The organism is Oceanipulchritudo coccoides, assembly GCF_010500615.1.
Classification (GTDB): Bacteria; Verrucomicrobiota; Verrucomicrobiia; order Opitutales; family Oceanipulchritudinaceae; genus Oceanipulchritudo; species Oceanipulchritudo coccoides.
The window spans coordinates 1,214,660-1,236,139 of the sequence record NZ_JAAGNX010000001.1 but is presented as its reverse complement, the minus strand read 5'-3'; the positions used below and the strand labels follow the sequence as shown (position 1 = coordinate 1,236,139).

General features: G+C 51.2%; 16 protein-coding genes. 10 read left to right on the top strand and 6 right to left on the bottom strand.

The window, feature by feature from the left end; translation table 11 throughout:
• Positions 1-120 precede the first annotated feature (120 nt).
• Together G0Q06_RS04695 and G0Q06_RS04690 are read left to right on the top strand one after the other, a co-directional pair.
• Positions 121-1,455: a DEAD/DEAH box helicase gene (locus tag G0Q06_RS04695; RefSeq protein ID WP_163962935.1), complete on the top strand. Its 1,335-nt coding sequence runs from the start codon at positions 121-123 to the stop codon at positions 1,453-1,455.
• A 124-nt stretch (positions 1,456-1,579) separates the two neighbouring features.
• Complete coding sequence (locus tag G0Q06_RS04690) at positions 1,580-2,692, top strand: glycosyltransferase family 4 protein (protein ID WP_163962933.1); 1,113 nt, start codon at positions 1,580-1,582, stop codon at positions 2,690-2,692.
• Here G0Q06_RS04690 and G0Q06_RS04685 read toward each other — a convergent pair.
• On the bottom strand, positions 2,672-3,529 hold the full coding sequence (locus G0Q06_RS04685; RefSeq protein WP_163962931.1) for a polysaccharide deacetylase family protein: 858 nt from the start codon (positions 3,527-3,529) through the stop codon (positions 2,672-2,674). The genes G0Q06_RS04690 and G0Q06_RS04685 overlap by 21 nt on opposite strands.
• Before the next feature lie 53 nt (positions 3,530-3,582).
• On the opposite strand from G0Q06_RS04685, the gene G0Q06_RS04680 reads away from it, so the two are divergent.
• Positions 3,583-4,308, top strand: a complete 726-nt coding sequence (locus G0Q06_RS04680) for a YrbL family protein (RefSeq protein WP_163962930.1) — start codon at positions 3,583-3,585, stop codon at positions 4,306-4,308.
• 58 nt (positions 4,309-4,366) lie between these two features.
• Positions 4,367-5,128, top strand: coding sequence for a class I SAM-dependent methyltransferase (locus tag G0Q06_RS04675; RefSeq protein ID WP_163962929.1), 762 nt, complete (start codon positions 4,367-4,369; stop codon positions 5,126-5,128).
• Positions 5,129-5,153: 25 nt separating this feature from the next.
• Here the strand turns inward: G0Q06_RS04675 and G0Q06_RS04670 are convergent, their stop codons facing one another.
• Both G0Q06_RS04670 and G0Q06_RS04665 read right to left on the bottom strand, forming a co-directional pair.
• The gene (locus G0Q06_RS04670) at positions 5,154-5,846 is read right to left on the bottom strand and encodes a sulfotransferase family 2 domain-containing protein (protein WP_163962928.1); all 693 of its coding nucleotides are present in this window, start codon (positions 5,844-5,846) and stop codon (positions 5,154-5,156) included.
• Positions 5,824-6,633, bottom strand: coding sequence for an ELM1/GtrOC1 family putative glycosyltransferase (locus G0Q06_RS04665; protein ID WP_238710331.1), 810 nt, complete (start codon positions 6,631-6,633; stop codon positions 5,824-5,826). The genes G0Q06_RS04670 and G0Q06_RS04665 overlap by 23 nt, the downstream gene beginning before the upstream one ends.
• Here G0Q06_RS04665 and G0Q06_RS14445 point away from each other — a divergent pair.
• From G0Q06_RS14445 to G0Q06_RS04640, 6 genes are all read left to right on the top strand, one after another.
• The gene (locus G0Q06_RS14445) at positions 6,547-6,786 is read left to right on the top strand and encodes a hypothetical protein (RefSeq protein ID WP_238710352.1); all 240 of its coding nucleotides are present in this window, start codon (positions 6,547-6,549) and stop codon (positions 6,784-6,786) included. The genes G0Q06_RS04665 and G0Q06_RS14445 overlap by 87 nt on opposite strands.
• Positions 6,787-7,257: 471 nt before the next feature.
• Positions 7,258-8,274 carry a hypothetical protein gene (locus G0Q06_RS04660; protein WP_163962926.1) on the top strand — a complete coding sequence of 339 codons (1,017 nt, stop codon included), beginning with the start codon at positions 7,258-7,260 and terminating at the stop codon, positions 8,272-8,274.
• 159 nt (positions 8,275-8,433) lie between these two features.
• Positions 8,434-11,082, top strand: coding sequence for a TonB-dependent siderophore receptor (locus G0Q06_RS04655; protein ID WP_163962925.1), 2,649 nt, complete (start codon positions 8,434-8,436; stop codon positions 11,080-11,082).
• A 106-nt stretch (positions 11,083-11,188) separates the two neighbouring features.
• A complete protein-coding gene (locus G0Q06_RS04650; RefSeq protein ID WP_163962923.1) occupies positions 11,189-11,350 on the top strand; it encodes a hypothetical protein in 162 nt (53 codons plus the stop codon).
• Positions 11,351-11,528: 178 nt separating this feature from the next.
• Positions 11,529-14,654 (top strand): SGNH/GDSL hydrolase family protein, encoded by a 3,126-nt coding sequence (locus G0Q06_RS04645; protein ID WP_163962921.1) that lies wholly within the window; start codon positions 11,529-11,531, stop codon positions 14,652-14,654.
• Positions 14,651-16,270, top strand: coding sequence for an arylsulfatase (locus tag G0Q06_RS04640; protein ID WP_163962919.1), 1,620 nt, complete (start codon positions 14,651-14,653; stop codon positions 16,268-16,270). Before G0Q06_RS04645 ends, G0Q06_RS04640 begins: the two co-directional genes overlap by 4 nt.
• Positions 16,271-16,301: 31 nt before the next feature.
• Here the strand turns inward: G0Q06_RS04640 and G0Q06_RS04635 are convergent, their stop codons facing one another.
• The 3 genes from G0Q06_RS04635 to G0Q06_RS04625 all read right to left on the bottom strand — a co-directional run bounded on the left by G0Q06_RS04635 (position 16,302) and on the right by G0Q06_RS04625 (position 21,471).
• A complete protein-coding gene (locus tag G0Q06_RS04635; RefSeq protein WP_163962917.1) occupies positions 16,302-17,372 on the bottom strand; it encodes a Gfo/Idh/MocA family protein in 1,071 nt (356 codons plus the stop codon).
• Between the two features lie 54 nt (positions 17,373-17,426).
• Positions 17,427-18,857: a sulfatase family protein gene (locus G0Q06_RS04630; protein WP_163962916.1), complete on the bottom strand. Its 1,431-nt coding sequence runs from the start codon at positions 18,855-18,857 to the stop codon at positions 17,427-17,429.
• 172 nt (positions 18,858-19,029) lie between these two features.
• On the bottom strand, positions 19,030-21,471 hold the full coding sequence (locus G0Q06_RS04625; protein WP_163962914.1) for a sodium:solute symporter: 2,442 nt from the start codon (positions 21,469-21,471) through the stop codon (positions 19,030-19,032).
• Positions 21,472-21,480 lie beyond the last annotated feature (9 nt).

Genomic DNA, 21,480 nt, shown 5'->3' with positions numbered 1-21,480 from the left:
TGCTTGCCAGCCCATCCAGATTCAGGAGTGTCACGCCCTTCGCGCAGGCAAGTCCTGCAGGGGAGACCGGTCATGGCCCATGTTCTGGTAGCCTGATTGATTAACGGTCTTAAAAAATACATGTCATCTATTACATTCGCGGATCTGCCATTGGCAGAGCCCATTCAACGCGCATTGCGTGAAGAGAAATACACGGTTCCGACGCCTATCCAGGCGCAGGCCATCCCCGCCCAGCTTGAAGGACGCGACATCATTGGTTGCGCCCAGACAGGCACAGGTAAGACAGCGGCTTTTGCCCTGCCGATCCTGAATCATATTGCGGCCAATCCGAAGGGATTGCGACGCGGCATGGCGCGGACCCTTGTCTTGACCCCGACGCGTGAACTCGCCGTCCAGGTCGGCAAGAGCTTTAACACATACGGAAGAAACATCCGCTTGCGCCACGCGCTTGTCTATGGTGGCGTCAGCCAGCATCCCCAGACCCGAGCTCTCGCCCGGGGTGTGGATATCCTTGTTGCGACGCCCGGACGATTGCTTGACCTGATGGATCAGGGGCATATCGACCTCAGCGGAGTTGAATTCCTTGTATTGGACGAAGTTGACCGCATGCTCGATATGGGCTTTGTCCACGATGTGCGCCGTATCGCCAAGGAAATGCCGGGCCACCGAAAGACTGCCCTCTTTTCCGCCACCTTGAGCCGTGATGTGGAGCGCATCGCCAAGGACTTTGTCGAGGATCCGGTTCGCATTACTGTTACACCTGACAAGCCTGTAGTGGAAAATATCCTACAAGAGGTTTGCTTCGTGAAGCAGGAAAACAAGATGCCGCTGCTTCAGGCATATTTGCGCGGACAGGGCGATCGCTCCGGACATCACTCAACCATTATTTTCTGCCGCACGAAGTACGGAACGGAAAAACTTTCCAAGCAACTCAACAAGCACGGTTTCCGTAGCGACGCCATCCATGGCGACAAATCCCAAGGCGCTCGCCAGCGAGCACTGGACGGATTCCGTTCAGGCAAGGTTCCGATCCTTGTGGCGACAGATGTAGCCGCTCGCGGAATTGATGTACGCTCAATTTCTCTCGTGGTGAACTTCGACCTGCCGGAAATGGCAGACAGCTACGTTCATCGGATCGGGCGCACCGCACGCGCGGAAGCCGAAGGCAACGCCGTGAGTTTCTGTACCGGTAATGATGTGGGATTACTTGCCCAGATCGAAAAGTACATTGGTAAGAAGATTGAGGTGGATGTGAATCATCCTTTCCACGATCCGCAGGCAGCCGATCGCTCAACACACCACAGCAAGCGTCCATTCGGCGGTGGCGGTGGTCAAGGCGGAGGCAAGAAGTTCTTTGGCAAGAGAAAGCCATTCGGCAGAAGCGGCCGTCATCCCGCTCCTCGCGGTGGCGGGCACTTCAAGCACAAGAGCCGTGGTCGGGCATCCGGCCGTTAAGGGCTTTCACGCTAATCTTCCCAAAGACGGATTCAAAAGTCTTGAGGGCACGGGATATCCGGTTAATCCTGATCTCCAATACTCAGCCAGCTCTGTGCTGACGGTTTGCCCTTGAAGACGTGAAATGAAGATCATCCAGATACTCCCCGAGCTGAATTCCGGCGGTGTTGAACGCGGCACCCTGGAAATCGGGCGTTATCTGGTGGAACAGGGGCATGAGTCGGTAGTAATTTCCAACGGGGGCAAGCTCGTCAAATCGCTTGTTGAGGACGGCTCACGCCACATCACCCTGCCCGTGCATAAGAAATCCCTTCTTTCGCTCAGCCAGGTCAAGGTGCTGAGGAAGGTATTCGAGGATGAATCCCCCGATATCATTCATGTGCGTTCCCGTTTACCTGCCTGGATCACCTGGCTGGCATGGCGACGAATGGACCGGACAACCCGCCCCCGTCTGGTCACGACCGTTCACGGATTCAACTCGGTTAACGCGTATTCAAGAATCATGACACGTGGGGAGCTGGTGATTACAGTCTCGGATAGTTGCCGGCAGTTCGTCCTGACAAACTATCCTGAAACGGATCCCTCAAAGATCCGGGTGGTCCACCGTGGTGTGGATCCGGGTGACTACCCCAACGATTTTCAGCCCTCCCAAGAGTGGAGAACCAAGTGGCATCAAGCTTATCCAGAAACGGCAAATAAAATCCTGATCACCCTACCCGGCCGGGTGACCCGGCTAAAGGGGCATGCCGATTTCATACAAATCATCCAGTCCCTTGTTTCTGTTAATCCTCGTATCCACGGGATCATTGCCGGCGGGGCGCACGAGAAGAAGCAGGCTTACCTGGATGAAATCAGGGAAGAGATCAAGAAGGCCGGCCTAGCCGACCACATTACTATCACCGGACACCGGTCAGATTTGCGGGAGGTTCTGGGATTATCGGATATCGTCCTGTCCCTCACGACCCAGCCCGAATCATTCGGCCGCACGACATTGGAAGCCCTCTGCCTTTCAACGCCCGTGATCGGCTACGAGCACGGAGGTGTCGGGGAGATACTCCAGGCAATGTTTCCGGAAGGTCGGGTCCCGTTCGGCGACAGGGAGAAGCTTACTCAGTTGATCATTGATTGGCTCGATAATGGTTTCCCTTCCATTTCCAATGAGCGTCCTTTCACACTTGAGGCCATGCAGCGGGAGACACTTGAATGCTACAAGGAATTAGCGGCCCAATCCCGCTGAGGACCGGCCTCGGGAAAACAACTTGCGCTTGCCGGTGAGCAGCATCCGGCGAAATTGCCTTCGGCTCATTTTCCCGCTGACTTTCAGTCGCCCGGTGTCAAAAGGATCCGATGCCGGATCAACAAACGATTCCTCAACGGTGAACGCTCCCACATAGGAAGCCCCTTTGACGATTCGAAGGGATTCCTCATCAAACAGACCGAAGGGATAACAAAATGTCGGCACCTCCACATGGTGGGTCTCACTTAGTCTGCGTGCACACCCGACAATTTGCTCCACCTGTGACTCGGTGTCCTCTTTGAGTAGATTCACATGATCGATGGTATGCCCACCCAACTCGAGCAACCCTGATTCCAACATCTCATTCACCTGTGAATCGGATAACTTGGGTTCCTCCTTCAATTCACCTCCGGAATGGTGGCTCTTTTTATTCGTCGACCAGTCTTTGTCATGGCGGTTGTTCACCAGATAAAGCGTGAAGGGAATGCCAAGCTCCTTGAGCACGGGAAAGGCGTTCCTGTAATTGTCCTCAAAACCGTCATCGAATGTGACAGCAACCGACTTTTCCGGCCACTTACCCCATTGCCCGAAAAGATCACGAGTCGAAAGAAACTGCCATCCGTCCTCCTTGAGCCATTTCATCTGCCAGACAAAATCCTCCGGCGGCACACGCATCTTATTGAAGCGAGCCTTAGGAATATGTTCCCTCACCATGTGGTACATCAGGACACGTGGCTTCTGGGGTGACTTAACAGTTCTCTGGAATAAAATGGGCATTGATTCGCGAACAGGTAAGCGGGTACTCACAAAAATGGCAACCGGAACAAGTTGGATCATCCTTAATTCCTTGCCGCATTCCCAGCCAATTGGATAGCCTCCCCACTGAATTAATGGACAAAACAGCCCAGCAATCCCCGGACCAATCGGCGACCCTTCTCACCCTGAAGGGCCTCGAACCGTTCGGTGTGGGCGGTCGTCGCAAATGCTATGTCCATCCTTCGGACCCGTCCAAGTGTGTGAAGGTCCTGAGGCGCGATGACAAGCGGACCCGGCGCCACAAGAAGAGCAAGTTGATCCCGTCAGCCATCCGGCGTGAACATGATAACAATGAGGAGGAACGCATTGTCCTTGAGCGAATAGAAAACCGGATCGGTCTAAAAATGCGCGAGCATTTGCCAAAATGCTACGGCTACGAAGCCACGGATGAAGGACCCGGACTGGTCCTCGACCTCATGCGGGACGCTGATGGAAAGATCAGCCGGTCCCTGCGCGAGCTCTTTACCGCGGGTTTTGAGCCGGATCAGTTCAGGCAGGCTTTTGATGAATTTGCAGCGTTCCTGTTGGAGAACAGGGTCCTGACTCGCAACCTGCATGATCATAACCTCGTCGCCCGTCACCTCGCTGGCGGGGCGTGGAAACTGTACCTGATTGACGGTGTGGGCGATCCAGCATGGCTGCCCCTCGCCCGTTGGAGCAGTCACCTCGGCAGAAAAAAGGTCCAGAAACGAATTAGCACAGCGTGGCCCCGATTCGAGGCATTCTGGAAATCCGGCGGAGTATCAGAAAAGATGCGACAGGAAAGCACTTGGGATCAGGGCTTGTTGCGCCACCGATAATCCCTTATACAAATCTAATTAATTAATCCCTTGAGTACCCACAATTTAAAGGAAAGCCATGAGAAGCCGTTGGTCGGAAAAAATTAAGCAGCTGGTTCGCCCGGCTTGGTACAAGTTATTCAATTCGTCACGCACCCCGTACACCTGTCCAATTTGTGGATACAAGGGGCCGTTCAAAGACAAATTTGTCCGGCCCGAACCGCGAACCATCCGGACTGATTCCAAATGTCTCGGCTGCGGTTCGACAGAACGTCATCGCCTGATTCATCTGGTCATGAACGACCTTGCGAAGACGGAAAACTTCAAGAAAAAAACTGTCCTGCACATCGCCCCGGAAGACTGCCTCGGCGATCAATTGAAGTCCTTGTTTGGTGGATACGAAACAGCTGACCTGTTCATGAAAGGGGTTGATCACAAGGAGGACCTGCAAAACATGTCCTTTCCCGATGCCACCTATGACTGGGTTGTCATCTCGCGCGTCCTGACTGAACCGCCGCTTCTGGAGCCCTGCCTGAATGAGCTCCGCCGGATTCTCAAGCCGGGCGGCGCAGCGGTCGTTGCCGAGATCTTCACACATGAAAAAACGGTTGAGTTCGGGAAGATCATCAACGAGCGGGCCCGGGAGATCGGGGTCGACCTGCTCGACATGTTGCGGGAGCGCTTTACCTCACTCGACCTGCTAAAGGGTGACCGCTATCCCGCCGAGTACCAACTGATGAACCGCATTGTTGTCGAGGGAGAGATGAAGGACGACTTTCCTGAGGAAATCCGTGAACCGGGAGTCGGCTTCAAGGACATGATTGTCATTGCCCGGGTCTAGACTGCCCCTCCCAAAATCCCTTGTTTTAGAAAGTATAATTCAGGAGCTTGATCTCCCGACTGAACACTTCCGCCACCTTATCACGGGTCTTGTCCGTGTAATATTCCTGGTAAGGTTTCCGGTCCAGCTTGATATCAGTCTTCTCACGCGGAAGACGACCATCAAAGGGCAGCCCCAGCCGCTTGTAGAGCGACGAGACCTCGTACATGAGATTATGAAAGTCATAAATCCGGTCCACCAGACAATCCCCCGAATCATCGCAATACAGTCCACCATCCATGGGCAGGCGATGTGTCTTGGTCAGCACATATTCTTCAAACTCCGGAAGCGGTTTATCCTGTCCATGCTTTTTCCACAGATAATAGGAGACCACTTTGTCCCAAGGATTTCTCTCAAAGCAAAATTTGTAGTAGGAATTCCATACATCCTCACCAACCTGTTCACGAATTCTCCATGCCGGCATATGCTCGTAGTACCATGGTTCCACAAGCCTTGAATGTCGATTGATCAGTTTCCGGGTAAACTTCGATTTTGCATACAGGCGCCCAAGAAAACTGGTCCCGTGATAGTTCCGTGGTATTCCCGAATCATCATTTGTCTCCATCGAACTGATAATGTCATCCGGGCCGCACAGGGCGCCGAGCCCCATTTCCAAGCTGCTTCCAGCCGTCTTGTGTGTCTTGATGAAGATGAATTTATGGCGATGGCTGATAATCATGCTTGTCGGATTTTTCAGGAAGTTCGAATTGTTTCACTAGTAGCTCAGCACAACGGTCGGCCTCGCGCAAGACAGCCTTGTCCTCCTGTATTGAAGAGACGGGCTTAACCTGTCCGAAACGGCTAACCCATCCAGATTCGACAAGCTGCTCAATGCCACGGGCGACACGGCCAGGTTTGCCTTTCCGGGACATGGGCAACAGTCCCACTTGGGCCCCGCTTGAGAGGGCCTCGTAAATCATCGATACACTGTCCTCGGTCACCCAACACTTGGATGCGGAGGCCAGTTTTTCAGGAAGCCATCCGTGGGCAGTCTTCTTATGTGGATACTTGGTAATCCGACCGTCGAGGGAGAGGAGAAATCCCCCCTGTGTGCGGCGTGAATCCGTGACCAGCCAATTAATCGAGGGATTCTCACGGACTACCGTCTCAATCGCCTTCTTCAGGGTTTCACCATCCCAATCATACTCCTTTGAAACGCCCCCGATCAGGATCAACCCTGTGGGCGGCTGGGTCTTTTTTCCCGGACGAACGCTATTCAGGACACCCTTTGTTGGGATCAGGTTCTTTCGTTGGGAAAAGCCTTCCTTCAAGTCATGCTCGGGAACAAGGCAGAGATCAAAAAGTCCCATCGGCAGGCTTGGCTTCATCAGGACAACCGACTTGGCCCGGTGGAGTATCGACCAACGCAACAACTTCCAATGAGTTTGGTGTCCGGCAGCGATTATAATGTCGGGACGACTACATTTGGGACGGGGCCGGTTTACCGGTACATCAATACACTCCAGGTTGATCAGTCGGGCAAGGGCATTGACCAGTCCCCCACTCTGGTTTTCGTGACCGGGCTTGCCGTCAATCAGCCGCCAAATGACCAGACGCTTTGTCATGCCCCCGAAGTTGCCAAAACAGGCGCGGCAAGGCAATACGATATCTACGGCTGAAACATTCCCCCTCGAAGCGGGCTTCAGGAGGTTAATCCGCCTCGACGACGATCTTGATCCCCTCTTTTCGTATATTTGTGGCGAAGGCCTCCGCTATCCGGCTGAGTAAGAAACGGTGCGTGACCATTGGTAACCGAGAAGCTGTTCAAGTAGTATTTTTTCACGTCCGGTGTGTGTATCTGGCGTGCCGTCGGGTATGGCTTGCCTGTAGGTCGGACTCCCAAGGAGACTGCGGAATCTCGCCAAAGATTTCGTATTTTCGCATTTGTGATAATGGGGGATTTCAGCAAATGAATAGAAATCAGGCAAGTTAACCCTCCTATCCTAGTAGCCGAATAACCCGTAACGTCTATTCACCCGATTTTGTGTTCTAGGAGATACTTAATCACAGTAAAAGCACCTCATATGAAAATAAATACCGCAAAACTACAAATTAAGCCATGGGCTTTATCCTGGCTTGGACTCCCCACCATGGCCTTGTCACTTCTGGGCTTTTCCAGCATGATTAATGCTGAAGTCATCCTTGAGGAAAACTTCGAGAACATGGCAACAGGTACCCTTTCCGCAGCAACCCATCCAGACTGGAGAGGGATGCTGGAAGGCAACACAGCTGGGCAGGATCCTTCTGATTGGGAGATTGAAGAAGGATCAGGGCTCACTTGGGTGGCTGAGGATGGCGGTGTCATTGACGGCGGCAACAAGCACCTCGACATGCGCTCTGTGAGCAACATTACCGGTCGCGCCTACTATGATTTCCCGAATCCATTGCCAACCGATATCGGGCAGGCAACATCGATCTACCTGCGTTATCTGATATCCTTCGATCAGTTTGAGTGGATCTCCCAGAATTCCACAGGGCCGGAAGACCCTCGGAGTGTCTGGCCGCTGGTCCGCTTCAACGGTTCGTGGCAGATGCGTTCTGTGCTGAAGTTCCGTGAATACGAAACAGCCGAGAATCAGGTTTTAGGCTTCATGTTTGAACTGCATGATGACAAGGATCTTGCCACCGGGCAGAGAAGCATTGTGCGTCTGGAAGGCAAGCTCGGTGAGCCGCAGCCAATGACCACCTACCTTGTCGTGACCCGGTACGACTTCGATGCTGCCGGCGTCCTGCAGGGGCAGGCTGCCTGGGTGAATCCGAACTTTGCAGATATGGGCACACCTGACCTGGTTTCCAATCATGCGCAACCCGGGTACGATACCTTTGTCAATCCCATCGTTTCTCTGGACATCACAACCTATGGCGGAACGATGCGTTATGACAATATCATGATCGCCAATAGCTGGGATTCGGTAGTTCCGCAACCTAGCATGACTTGGGCTGGCTACGGCGTCGATCCAAATGGGCTTGTCGACACCGGCCCATGGATGGGGTGGCTGAATGTGACCGACGATCCATGGATCTATAGCTATTCTCTCGAAAGCTACATCTATATCCCCGCAGAGGGAAACACCGCAGCCGGTGGATGGATTTATGCCTTCAAGTAATTAACAGAATAGAATTTATTACCGACGCTCTTCCTTTCGAGGAAGAGCGTTTTTTTTTGTTTCGTTTGCGCAAATTCGAATCCCTTTACGCTTTATTGCATTTGCGTCCCATCGAGTGAGGGCGAAAATCCAATAAATCATCTATTTAACCATATGGAAATGAGTAAAAAGCCCTCCCCCCGATTTTATCCCAGAACCAAAAATTTCAGGACCTTCTTACTGTTGGTCTCGCTAAGCTTACTTATAGAAAAGGGCACAGCCTACGCACAGGAGGAAGCGGGCAGCGATGTCTTCGAGCTGGATCCGTTCACCGTGCAAACCGACGATGTCCAAGGCTACATTGCAACGACAGCCATGACCGCCACGAAGATCGGCACCGCAATCAAGGATACCCCGTTGAATGTTCAGGTAATGACGGCGGAGTTCCTTGATGATGCGGCGATGCTGAACTTTGAGGAAATCACCAGCTATAGCTCTTCTTTTAGCCAGGATGCGGTCAATGGATCCAATTTCAATTCTGTGTTGAACGCTGGACAGCGGGGCGATACTACAGGTCCAAGCAACATCTCCGGACAAGGAAGGGTCGGTGTCACGCCGCCCAACGGCATTCGCCTCCGTGCCTTCCCCATATCCAATATTCTCCGCAATGGGCTGCCACGGGGAGGGAATCACACCTTGAAGGGTGTCGACCGCGTGGAAGTGGTAAAAGGTCCTGTGGCTATATTCTTCGGTCAAAGCCAGCCCGGAGGCGCCATCAATTACGTGACGAAACGGCCCGTCGACATTTACCAGTACAAGGTCAAAACCCGAGTCGGTGAAGACAATCTAAGGGCCGTTGAACTCGACGCCAACGCTCCCCTCCTTGACAGTCTGGGAATCCGCCTTCTGGGATCCTGGCAGGAATCCGATGATTGGAGGCAGTTTGTCAATTTCACTGAGGAGTATCTGGGTCTCGTGCTCAAATGGGATCCGACGCCATGGCTGACCATTGTGCTGGAAGGTGAGAAGATCGACCGAACGGGCAATTCCGGCGGCTCCCCCATTGTTACCAATCCCCTTTACCACAACGATTTTTTCAATCCCCCGGATGAAATCCTGTTTCTCCCACAAGACTCGACCTATGGACGTAATCCATGGAATCGGGGTTTCGGACGGGAAGATACTTTGCGGCGCTGGCAACAAACGATCCTCCGAAACCGTGACAATTGGGTCAATGCCCGGCAGTCTGCATTCCCTGAAGAAGGATATCCATCTGTGATCACTCAATACTTCTTCGATGGCGTGAAGGAATATGAGAATAATCGTCAGTCTTTCGAGGATGCCGCTGCCGACGTCTATGGACCCGATGCGAATCTATCGGGCCCAAACGGATTCACCAGTGATGTCGGCGAGGTGGCTTATTATGAGATCAGCGTACGCCCGTATTCCTGGTTATCGCTTAAAGCCAGCGGGAATTATGGAGAAAACAGTAGAAAGTTCAGAATGACCGGAGTAAACATGCCCTATGGGGATATGACCTTGGCCGGGACAAGCGTGAACACGGGACAACTTGAGAGTAAGTTTACCAATCACATTTTCGACATGGTATTCCGCTTCGATTTATTTGGCACGCCACAGAAAATTGTTACAGGAGGTGAGCTTCGCTGGAGCGAGACTGTACGCTGGAGAAACGACCGGACTTGGACCCAGGAGCTGACACAAATTTACCGGGAATGGGATCCCCGGGCAGCATACTATCCTCCTTTGGATGAGATTTATCCCCTCACTTCACGTGAACCCGATGTCATCGGGATATTCGAACCTTCAGACGCAAGTCGGGCGTATAATCGCTCAGAGCGACTGGGAAGCTATGTCATGCATCAGGGGGAATTCCTCAACGGACGCCTCCACACCATGGCAGGGATCCGGCATGAAAATTCCAAGGAGAAATCAAGAGGAGTCCTCTCCATCGATTGGCGCGATTTGGGCACCACGAGCGGTACGTCACAAGCAATTGGGTTTGTTTATGAAGTGACCAATTCAGTGAATATCTATGCCAGTTGGAACCAGAACTATCAACCGAATACGCGGTTTTCCGTGGAAGCAAGTGACCTCGGAGATTTCAACCAGCAGGACCTCAATGAGCGGCAATGGCTGGAAGATGAGACAGGGACTGGAATTGACCTGGGGTTAAAGGTGGAGGCTTTTGATGGCAAGTTGACCGGCCAGTTCAGCTACTTTGAGATTGAGCGTGAGGGAATATCCAGACTGGACTATCAACGATCCCTGCAACGCATGCTTGACGAGGGTTGGACGGACGATTCATTCCGAGTGAGGTATTATGTTAATGGGGGTCTTGAGAGAGCCGAGGGCTTTGAGACGGAAATTCTCTCTACACCTCTCCCCGGCTGGCAGATACTCCTGAGTTACACCTACTACTTCGATGCAAATGTTGTCTCAGACCCATCACTTGCTGATTTCCAGGCAGAGGCCGTGATCGGACAGGGACTACCCAATGTCAGCAAGCAGCGGCTGTCCCTATGGACAAACTATGAGATTCAAGAAGGAAGACTGGAGGGTTTTTCCATTGGCGGAGGAGTCCGCTATGCGAGCGCAAGCAAACCCTTTGTCTACAATTGGCAGTATGACATCACCAACGGCTCTTACACTATCTACGACGCCCGCTTAGCTTATAAATTCGAGGCACTGAAGGGGAACTTCAACTTGGCCTTGAACGTAAAGAATGTCACCGACAAGCTCTACTCCAGCGGGGGTTTGGGCTTTTCCCCTCCAAGAATCTGGATACTTTCTCTGCATTACTCATATTGAACCAAAGTTTTCTCTCCTTCAGTCATGCCTTCCATGCATTGTAGGATGAGTGTCTTTTTGCCCCTGCATGCCGAGTTTCAAAGTAACTTTCTCCACGATACTCCCTATGGTCCAAATAAGCCAAGGCTTCGAGGAAACGACATTCGAGATCCTTCCTGGCGAACTGGTAGCTGAGGAGATTCTCCACGGCCAATACCTCTGGCCGGCGTTGACCCGGATGCCATGCCTCAAGTCACTTGGAATGATGAGCGCACAATCGTCACAGTAGAATGGCCTGATCAAAAGGATATTATCACCTTCCATGAAGACTAAACCGGGTGCACCCATATTCAGATAACCCGCAATGGAGAATCCATCGTCAAACTATAGTTAAAACCAAATTCGTTTTTCAAAATTTCAATTATCAATTCATGGGATCTTACCTAACCAAAATTATTGTTCTAATAATGACCTTACTCCCATTTGAAACAATCTGCAGTGAGCCAAACAACTTAAATACGAATTGGGACCCTGAGGTCGGCCTCTGGTATTCTCCTGGGCCGGGACATACCTTTGCCGTGCAGGGATTGGAGAGGGTTCATATCGGACGCGCTGCCGCCAACCGCCTTTTGAATGCAGCAGCCATGAACCGGCTTGATGAGATTGAGTCGACCTGGGTGCTCAAAGCTCTTCGCAATATGCAGGATTTGGATCCGGATAGCCAAACCTATGGATGCATGCGCTGGTACGCTGAAGAAACGAAGGTCGATGATACCAATGCGGCCTTTTTTATCGGCCTTCCATTAATCGTTATCAAAAGTCAATACAGTGAACAATTGGAACCTGATGGACTGGAGATTCTCGATACAATATTGGGGGATTTACAGACTTGGTTTGTCGGAGCGGTTTACGACCACCCACGAGTCTACTACCCCAATAAATTTCTCGGGGATCTAGTGTGTGCCTGGTTGCTTCTTGATCGTAGCGGAAATGAAGAGCAAATGTCCTCCGTGGCCAATGAGATGCTCAAATCAGCGAATTACTGGACAGAACACGGCTGGGGCTGGGGAGAGCATATGAGTGACGGTTACACTGGCGTTTGCCTTAATGAACTTTCTCTTCTTCTTTGCCTCTCCGAAAATTTACCGGAACCCGTCCGGGGTGCCTATACCGGATTAATTAATGACCTTCTGACAATCGAAGATATTTACGGCGGACTCCCAAGAGTTCCCGCGGTGCGCTCCTATGCCTTTACAAATTCCCCGAAACACCAGAACTACCGGGACATAGTGCGTGATTGGAGGACCGAGGAATTCATGGCGCAGAAGGATTCCCTGAATCTTGGACACATCCTGAATAATCTGGATTGGCACAATCGGGTTGCTCCAAGGAAGCCGCAAGGGACCCATATTCAAATCAAATGCTTCAACAACAATTTCGCCCAAGCCTGGCTGCAGGATGATATACGGGTAGGCAGCCTATCCGCTTTCCCGCTCATGCCAACGGCCGAGCACAATGGATGGGGGCTTGCCTGGCAAAGTTTCCCGGTTGCCCTATGGAAACCTGAAGGCGACTGGGGATTTCTACAATGGCTGGTCGAAGAGGACGGATCGCAAAGAGCGCATCCTGCCATTGAATGGGGTAGTGCTTATTTGAATAATGCTTTGTCTGAAGCGATCTCCCCTCCTATTGTCGGCCAAACCTACACCTTGCAGCACCAAGGCAATATCCTGGTTCTCCGCATTCTCCCGGCAACAGATATGAACTGGGAAATGGCGGCCGATCAATATCGTATCATCAACAATCACGGAGAGATTGAAGCACTTTCTCAAAAAGGAAATTGGTCACAATTACTTCTGGATTACGAAGGTCGTCAGGTCAGCATCAACCATATCGACTTGATGGATCTTCATGGACCTGCATTGCAGGAAAACGAATTTGGGGGAATTGACTGGCGAGTCACGTGGCCAAATAAGGACCTGCAGGCCCCCCCGGCGAATGAACTTGGCAAACACATGTTGATTGGGATTTGGGGAATTTCGATTGATGGTAAAATCACCAGTGCCCCGGAACTTATTCCACTGGAAACTGTCCCAATGCAACGCAATCCGGAACAGCAGCCCTACGTGCTCAAGTGGAAGTGGCCGGGCATCGACTGGCATGTCGAGATTGATCCTTTAAGTCCGAATCCACTGAAACGCTCCTTGCCCGCTGAAGCTGCTTACGACTTCAAGCTTCTGAAGGAACTTCCAAAGCCAGAAAATACTAAGCCCCTCGGCGAGCACATCAAACGGACGATGCATTTGCTCTCGACCAGTACCAAAGAGCGGCCCAATAAGGTGAAAATCCTTTTCTACGGACAGTCGATCACTCGGCAGGACTACTCCCGGGAAATCATCGAAGCTCAGCTGCGCGAACAATTTCCCCATGCCCAACTGGAAGTTCTCAACCCGGCGATTGGGGGATACGAGGCCCCTCGAAGTTTGCTCACAATGCACCACACTCTTATCCCGGAGCAGCCGGATTTGGTGGTTTTTCATGTTTACAGCGGTGAGGAAGACGGCACCTACGAGGAGATCCTGAGGCAAATTCGTACAAAAACGTCTGCCGAGTTGATCTGCGTAACCCACCACCTCGACAACTACGGTCCGGAAATCGATGCGAAGAAGGATAAGGCCTCCCAGCTGCGCCGGGAATTAGCCGAAAAATACGGAGCCGAGCTCGTTGAAGTTCGAGAAGAGTGGCGCGAATACATCAAAATGCATGACCTGAAGGTTCATGACTTTCTCGTGGACAAAATCCACCTCAATACCCACGGGGGCGAGCTTTGGGGCGCACTGCAGGCCCGTCACTTCCAGGTCCAACCGGGAACTCCTGTTGAATGGGAAGACAAGGTCACGCGCATTGACCTGCGAGACGCTATCCCAAGTACCTTTCAATACAACCACTCGGAGTGGAATTCCGGTATCGATGGATTGAGCACCCGCGGCGAAAACGCTACCTTGACCATTCCTTTTAAAGGATCCCGGGTGGATGTCATCAGCCACACCGGAAGCGGACAGGCCGAGATCCGCGTGGACGGGAAACGGCCCTCGGAACTCCTTAGCAATTGGGCTGCCACCCTACCCTCACCAACTCCGTTTGACTACCGCCCTGCGATTATGCGGGTGATGTTACACGGACAACCTATTAAGGAGAAATGGACAGTCACCGTGGAATCCTGCAGCGACGACGGTAATGAATTCAGCTACGCTGTTAAAGGTTCCGTAAGTGGACACCAAGGCAGTGGTGACCACACAGGTAACTTCCTTTCCGACAATGGGGTCATCGAATTGCGGCCTGAATGGTTTACCATGGAACATGTCATTCGAATAAAAAATGAGCCCATACCGACCCCATTTGAAATCACTTGGGAGGTTTATCCAATGCTGGTCGATGTCTGGGATCTGAGCCCGCGTCCGGACAACCCTAGTGGCCAGACAACCCTGATACAATGTCTGCCGCACGGTGAGCATGAATTGGAAATCCAATTGGTAGAGGGTGCATTGAGCCTTGAGCAACTATTAAATCACAGATATTCCACGAAGAAATGAAACAAATCCTTACCTCATTCACAGCAGCTTGTTTCGTTCAAGTTTTCTCACTTCCCGCCTTCTTGTATGCCGTCGAGCAATCCACGCCTTATCTTCCACAACCGATTGGCCTTGAAGAAAAAGCCGGTGACTGTGGGAGTAACGCTCCCAACATACTGATCATTTTAGCCGATGACATGGGATGGTCCGATCTTGGCTGCTATGGCGGGGAGATTCAGACACCGAATCTGGACCGCCTTGCGGACAATGGAATCCGTTTCCGCCAATTCCGAAACACAGCCAAGTGCATGACAACGCGGGCTTCCCTCCTGACCGGTTTGTACCCGCAGCAAACCGACATGATGCTTCCGAAAAAAATCAGGAATGCAGTTACTTTGGGTGAGGTTTTGAAAGCCAGAGGCTACCGCACCCTATGGGTTGGCAAACATCATGGAACCGAAAACCCTGTTGATCGTGGATTTGACCGATACTTTGGCCTTCGCGACGGCGCCTGTAACCATTTTAATCCCGGTCTCCAGCGCGATGGAGAAGCAGTGCCCGCGAGGAAAAGAGATGACCGGGTCTGGTGCATTGATGATAAGGAACTGGTACCGTATACACCACCGAATAAGGACTTCTATACAACCGACGCATTCACCGACACAGCCCTTGACTATCTGGACACGTATCGGGACGAACGGAAACCCTTCTTTCTCTACGTGGCTTACACAGCCCCCCACGATCCGTTGATGGCATGGCCGGAGGACATAAAAACCTACGACGGTGTATATGATGAAGGGTTTGAGGTAATACGAAACGCACGCTACAAAAAACAACTGGACTTGGGCCTTATCGACGGGCGATACCCCTTGACTGAACCCACATACAGTCAATGGCAAAATCTTTCCTTAGATGAAAGGAAGACAGAGGCCCTGCGCATGCAAGTATATGCCGCGATGGTTGATCGTATGGATCAGAATATCGGTAGGATTCTGGCCAAGTTGGATAGCCTGAATGAGTTGGAAAACACATTGATTCTTTTCGCCTCCGATAACGGAGCCTCAGCCGAGGTGGTCCATGCCGGAGACAATATTCCAGGTAACGGCGAAATGGGAAGCATGTCACGCTGGACGTCACAGGAGCACAACTGGGCCAACGTCAGCAACACCCCTTTTCGCTTTTTCAAAAATTACAGTCACGAAGGAGGTATTAACACCCCCTTGATTGCCCATTGGCCCGCGGGGATCAGCAATCCTGGTCGGTTTGATGACTTCGCAGGTCACTTCATCGATATCATGCCTACACTGCTTGAGATTAGTGGAGCCATTTATCCGGCTGAATTTAACGGGGAGAAGGTTTTACCTTATGAAGGTACCAGCATCGTGCCCGTCTTCAAGGAATCTGCTGTCGACCGCGCAACTCCGATATTCTGGCAATGGGATGCAGGAAAAGCTGTTATCAATGGTCGATGGAAGCTGGTTTGTTGGAATAATGACCCCGGATTGCCTGAGAAATGGGAGTTGTACGACCTGGAATACGATCGAACTGAATCCAGGGATTTGGCTGAAGAACATCCCGGAGTCGTAAAGCAACTCGGCTCATTATACCAACATTGGCTTTGGCGGGTCGCCAAATAGCGCTTCACGATTTTCTACCTCATCTCACATCTTACAAATCTACTAAACCGTACTTCCGAAGCACATCGGACACCTCGACCTGGCAATTCGATTCCATTGATAATTGAATCGCTTTCAAAATCGCAACCACTTTGAGACCATCCTTTAGGTTTGGACGCGGGCTTTGCTGTCTCTGCAAGCACTCGGCGAAGTGAACCAAAAGATTCCGGGTCTCCCCCACATGGTACTTTGACCCGCCCCAGGGGAAATACTCCCCAGCATCATCTGGAAAACTGCTAGTGGTTTGAGGGAATCCATCAAGATTTGTTGAGTATTCAAATTGGGGTGCAGAAGCAACACTGCTTCCTTTATCTCCACGAAGGATACAGCCGCTTTGCGGGTGCGCCTCCTGAACTGTCGACGCGGCCCCATAGACTCCGCTCACTTGTCCCAAGGCACCGGTTTCGGCCTTCAACACAGCATGAAAGCTGTCGGGAACCCTAGAGCCCAATCGCTTGCCGGCCGGACTCAGAACCGACATTGCCGAAACCGATTTGATCGGACCAAGGAACCAGAAAACGAGATCAAGCGGATGGCACAATCCAGAATAGAGCCAGTTGACTTCTCCCTTTTTTCCACGCTTCCCAGCGGAGCCCAATCGCTTATCACTATTGTAATGCGTCTCACAGGAAACTATTTCCCCGAGACGGCCCTCTTTGAAATCTGAGTACTGCTGCATTGTCGTCGGATAAAACCGGCTTGTGTGACCAACAATCAGTTCCTTACCGGAAGCCTTTTGCGCTTTGAGGAGTTCTTGTCCTTTTTCAAGCGAATCGACTAGCGGCTTAGTGCAGAAGACGTGCTTCCCAGCAGAAAATGCCTTCAATATGTGGTCCGCATGAAAAGGATCGGGCGTGTAGATGAAGATCACATCGACTTCTGGATCCGCCAGCATCTCGTCATAATCCGTCGTCGTTCTGGAAATCGAAAATTCACTTTTCCTAGCGTCTAACAATTGCTGGTCAAGATCGCAGATCCACCGCGTTTGCCAGTTCTCCATGGAACTTATTGCGGCCAAGGCACTCCTGCCTTCGCCCAATCCGAGTATGCCAGCCTTTAACATATATTTCTTTTGTTGAGGATCAACTGACTCAAAAGGGAAAATCTATAATGTTAATCAGTTAATTACGCACTTCCTCGTACGACCGGCTTGAACAGCCTTCCTTAGGTGGCGTAGTAAATTCTCCACGATCTCAGGATGTTCGACCGCAAGATTGGTCGTCTGTTGCATGTCTGAATTGAGGTCAAATAATTCAACACCTAGCTCATGGGGAACAACTCCGCGCTCCCGGCAAAGCCATTCGGGTTCCTGTTCGCCATTGTCACCGGAAGGATCATCAATCAAGACCCAGTCTCCTTTCCGGATTGCCAACTTATTCGAGAAACCCGTGTGGTAAATGGCTAACTCCCGCTGTTCCTTAACGCAATGTTCTGGAAGCAGTTCATCGAGGAAACTAAAACTATCCTCCGCACAGTCCTTCGATAAGGAAACATCCAGAAGGTCAGCCACAGTGGCATAGATATCCGTTTGGCAGACAAGCCGATCAGTGACACTACCTGGATTGGATATTTCCGGCCACCGGATAATGAAAGGCGTGCGGTGCCCTCCTTCCCAAGCATCCCGCTTGACGCCCCGCCAATCGCCAGATGAGGCATGCCCCAGCTTGTGATAATCATAAGTCTGGACTTCCGGTCCATTGTCAGAGCAGAAAATGATCACAGTGTTTTCAAGCTCATCACTGGATTCCAAAGCATCCACAATTTGACCCACCGCCCAGTCCAACTGAGCCACAAAATCGCCATAGTATCCCAGGGAAGTGACTCCATGAAATTGCTTCGCAGGCACATGAGGCCAATGCGGGATATGGGGGGCATAATAAATGAAGAAGGGCGAATCGTTCGATTTTATCCAATCAACGGTTCGTTCGATGTAATGCATCTGGGCCTCTTCCATATCAAAGGCAGAAAAGTTAGGATCCCCACCCCGGCTCATTCCGTTGACAAAGTACCAACGCCCTCCGTCAACTTTCTCGTAAGCATTTGGATCTGAATGACAAGGATAGGTGGTTTGATGAACTTCTTTACCGTACCAAAGATGTACTTCCTCATGGGAAAAGCCGAAGTCCTTTCCCGCAAAAATGGGTTTCGTGTAATCGATCCCCCTCGGGCTTGTATCAAGCCCTTCTCTCCCCGGCTTGGCAGCGGAATTCCAATCGGCTCCAAGTCCCCATTTCCCGAAAACAGCGGTGGTGTAACCCTTTTGCTGAAGCATTTCAGGGAGAGCAACTCTCCCTTTCTTTATCCAAGGCTGCGTGCCAGGTGGTGGGTTTCCAGATTTTCGATCGGTTCTCCATGAGTATTGCCCTGTGAGGATACCATATCTGCTGGGACTGCAAACTGTGTCTGGGGCATGAGCATCGGCAAATCGAATCCCCTCTTCCGCCAGCCGGTCTATATTAGGGGTGGAGATTTTCGAATCAGGGTTGTAACAGCTGACATCACCATACCCGAGGTCATCTGCGTAGATGAGTATGATATTGGGTTTCATGGTTGAAAAAGTGCCGCTCCAGACTGGACTTAGGATTAGGCCAGACAGCAGCACGAATATTCCCGGTTTAACTTTGTTAAAATTTCTCACTTTACAGGGAATTGCAAATTCGAGGGGAACCGGGCTGTTCAAGGTTCTTCGGTATGTGGACGGATTTAAAGCGTTGAGGGAATTATTTCGCGGGTTTAAATACCGTTAAGCCGGTTAAATCCCTTTCCTTGTGCGGCAGGAACAGACTGAACAGGTAGCCAACGACGACACAGGAAACTATTGCCAATGCCTGATAGAGTGACCAGTGGACATCGGTGTAGTTTTTAATCCAAATGAGGGCGAATATACTGGAAATCGCCCCAACAACAGCCCCGGGTGAATTCGCCCTGTTGGTAAACATCCCAAGAAAGTACATGCCCACAAAGCCACCGCCGATCAGGGCCGAAATTTCAATCCATAACTGGAACATGGATTTAATATTCAAGGAGGCCATGAACAACGCAGTCCCCGTTCCGAAGAGCCCGATCACCAGGGATGATATCTTCAGCACCACCAGTTTTTCCCGATCCGTGACATTCTTCTTGATTTTGCAATAAAAGTCCTCCGAAAGGAGAGTTGACACACTGTTGACACTACTTGACAGCGTGGACATTGAGGCGGCAAACAAGGCGGCGATGATGAGGCCGGAAATGCCTGCAGGCAGCGTTTGCGTAACAAACAACGGGACTATCTGGTCGTTTGTCATGAATGGATCCAGTTTCTCCGGGTTGGCATGGAAAAAGCCAAACATGCTCAGCCCCATGAATTGGACAAATACCGCGATGAGTATCGCGAAAAAGGCGAACATGGCCGCAAATTTACGGACTTTGGTCAAGGGCGTGGAAAAGACCCTTTGAATCATAGGTTGATCCGCTGTTGCAGCAAAGGACTCCGCAAGTTGCCGAATGACAAGGAAAATCCCTAGTGCCAGGGTGATATTCCACCCGCCAATGTAGAAATCAAACTTGTTGTATTGCTGGCCAACCTGGACAAATTCACTGATTCCGCCTGGCATTCCGCTGATACCGAACCAGATCATCAATCCAATCCCGCCGATCATCAGCAGGCCTTGGAGGACATCCGTCCAGACCACTGCCTCAAACCCCCCGAATGTCGTGTAGAGCGTCGTGATTAACCCCATCAACAACACGCTGACAAATACATCCAGACCGGTCGTGGCGGATATAGCCAGGGCAGGAAGAAGAATTACCACACTGATCCGTCCAAAGGTCTGGAAGGCGATACACTGCAAGCTGGCCAACAGTCGAAGGCTTGGATGAAACCGCCTTTCAAGATACTCATAGGTCGAGATGATGTCGAGTTTCCGCAACAAGGGAAAAAGCAGATAGGCCTGCACAAAGTAAAACGGAACGAAAACCACGATTGGGAACAGCCATATCAAGTTGGTGCGAAAAACAAGGCTCGGAATAGCCATGAAGCTGATCGCACTGGCCCCGGTGGCAAACATACTGATGGCGGCGGCCCACCAAGCTACTTTTCCACCGCCAATGGCGAAGGTTCGCGATGATTTCTGTCTCCGGGCAAAGTGATATCCGATTGCGGCCAAAAGAAGAAAGTAAATCGCCATTACCACATAATCAATGAACTTGAGCTTGCTGACAGTCGGCGCAAAACCAACTAAAGGCACCTTACTCTGCCCATTACCCGTAAACAGGCAGGAATTATCAATCCTTACGGCTGTGACCGCACTGATAGACTCCGGGTACTGATCAGCCTCCACCCAGGTATCCGTAACCGTGTGATAGATAAGCAGTGACGTCCTTTTTGAAAGAGTATCGCCGAATCCAACACCGAAAAACCCGATATGGCTCTGCCCGGTGGTAAAGGTTGTTGCCGCCTTGAAATCATCGGGCAGGGAGGCCAGCTTAATCCATCCCTTCTGAACGGTTCCGTCGACGGGAAGTTTGCGCCAGCCGTAGCAAGTTCGCCCCAAGGAGTTGTCTCCTGTTCGAGACGCCCCGAATATGTGTAACATCCCGTAATTTGACTTCACAACGGCATCGTTCACAACTGGCCATTGAAAGTCTTCTTCGGTCACCCATCCTAACCCGGGTGAATCGATATCCAGGGTGTATAAGACATTTAAACCCGTCTCCGGATCCATCCCAAAAACACAGAGCAAGGATTCGATAAAATCCATTCCGATTACTGCTACAGGTTTCGGAAAGGCTGTGAGTTCTTCCCAGCCGATCGTTCCTTCGGTGTATGTTATCCTAAATACAGTTCGGGAAACCTCACCAGCAAGACCAGCCAAATAGAGACCATCCTCTCGATAGGTACTCTTGCAAAGTCCGATGGGATGATCTGTTTCAGATTCACTGACTAACTTGTACTGCCCGGGTGTCTCGCTGACCAAAGCATAAATACTCGCTGAAGGATTACCGTCATTCTCAAATCCCCCTGCCAATAACAGGGTTTCATTGGTGTAAGCTCCCACTTGACCTGTTTTGACAACGGCATCAGGTATTTGAGCGCTTGACCAATTGAATGCATCCTTTAATTCTGCATGGCAGAGTCCCTGCCCAAGGCTGAGGACAAATAGAAATATAAGTTTGTACTTCATAAGTAGTTA

Bases quoted from the DNA above. Each gene is read 5' to 3' on its own strand.
- G0Q06_RS04695 (WP_163962935.1), top strand. From the start codon at position 121: ATGTCATCTATTACATTCGCGGATCTGCCATTGGCAGAGCCCATTCAA.
- G0Q06_RS04690 (WP_163962933.1), top strand. From the start codon at position 1,580: ATGAAGATCATCCAGATACTCCCCGAGCTGAATTCCGGCGGTGTTGAA.
- G0Q06_RS04685 (WP_163962931.1), bottom strand. From the start codon at position 3,529: ATGATCCAACTTGTTCCGGTTGCCATTTTTGTGAGTACCCGCTTACCT.
- G0Q06_RS04680 (WP_163962930.1), top strand. From the start codon at position 3,583: ATGGACAAAACAGCCCAGCAATCCCCGGACCAATCGGCGACCCTTCTC.
- G0Q06_RS04675 (WP_163962929.1), top strand. From the start codon at position 4,367: ATGAGAAGCCGTTGGTCGGAAAAAATTAAGCAGCTGGTTCGCCCGGCT.
- G0Q06_RS04670 (WP_163962928.1), bottom strand. From the start codon at position 5,846: ATGATTATCAGCCATCGCCATAAATTCATCTTCATCAAGACACACAAG.
- G0Q06_RS14445 (WP_238710352.1), top strand. From the start codon at position 6,547: ATGAGTTTGGTGTCCGGCAGCGATTATAATGTCGGGACGACTACATTT.
- G0Q06_RS04660 (WP_163962926.1), top strand. From the start codon at position 7,258: ATGGCCTTGTCACTTCTGGGCTTTTCCAGCATGATTAATGCTGAAGTC.
- G0Q06_RS04655 (WP_163962925.1), top strand. From the start codon at position 8,434: ATGAGTAAAAAGCCCTCCCCCCGATTTTATCCCAGAACCAAAAATTTC.
- G0Q06_RS04650 (WP_163962923.1), top strand. From the start codon at position 11,189: ATGGTCCAAATAAGCCAAGGCTTCGAGGAAACGACATTCGAGATCCTT.
- G0Q06_RS04645 (WP_163962921.1), top strand. From the start codon at position 11,529: ATGACCTTACTCCCATTTGAAACAATCTGCAGTGAGCCAAACAACTTA.
- G0Q06_RS04640 (WP_163962919.1), top strand. From the start codon at position 14,651: ATGAAACAAATCCTTACCTCATTCACAGCAGCTTGTTTCGTTCAAGTT.
- G0Q06_RS04635 (WP_163962917.1), bottom strand. From the start codon at position 17,372: ATGTTAAAGGCTGGCATACTCGGATTGGGCGAAGGCAGGAGTGCCTTG.
- G0Q06_RS04630 (WP_163962916.1), bottom strand. From the start codon at position 18,857: ATGAAACCCAATATCATACTCATCTACGCAGATGACCTCGGGTATGGT.
- G0Q06_RS04625 (WP_163962914.1), bottom strand. From the start codon at position 21,471: ATGAAGTACAAACTTATATTTCTATTTGTCCTCAGCCTTGGGCAGGGA.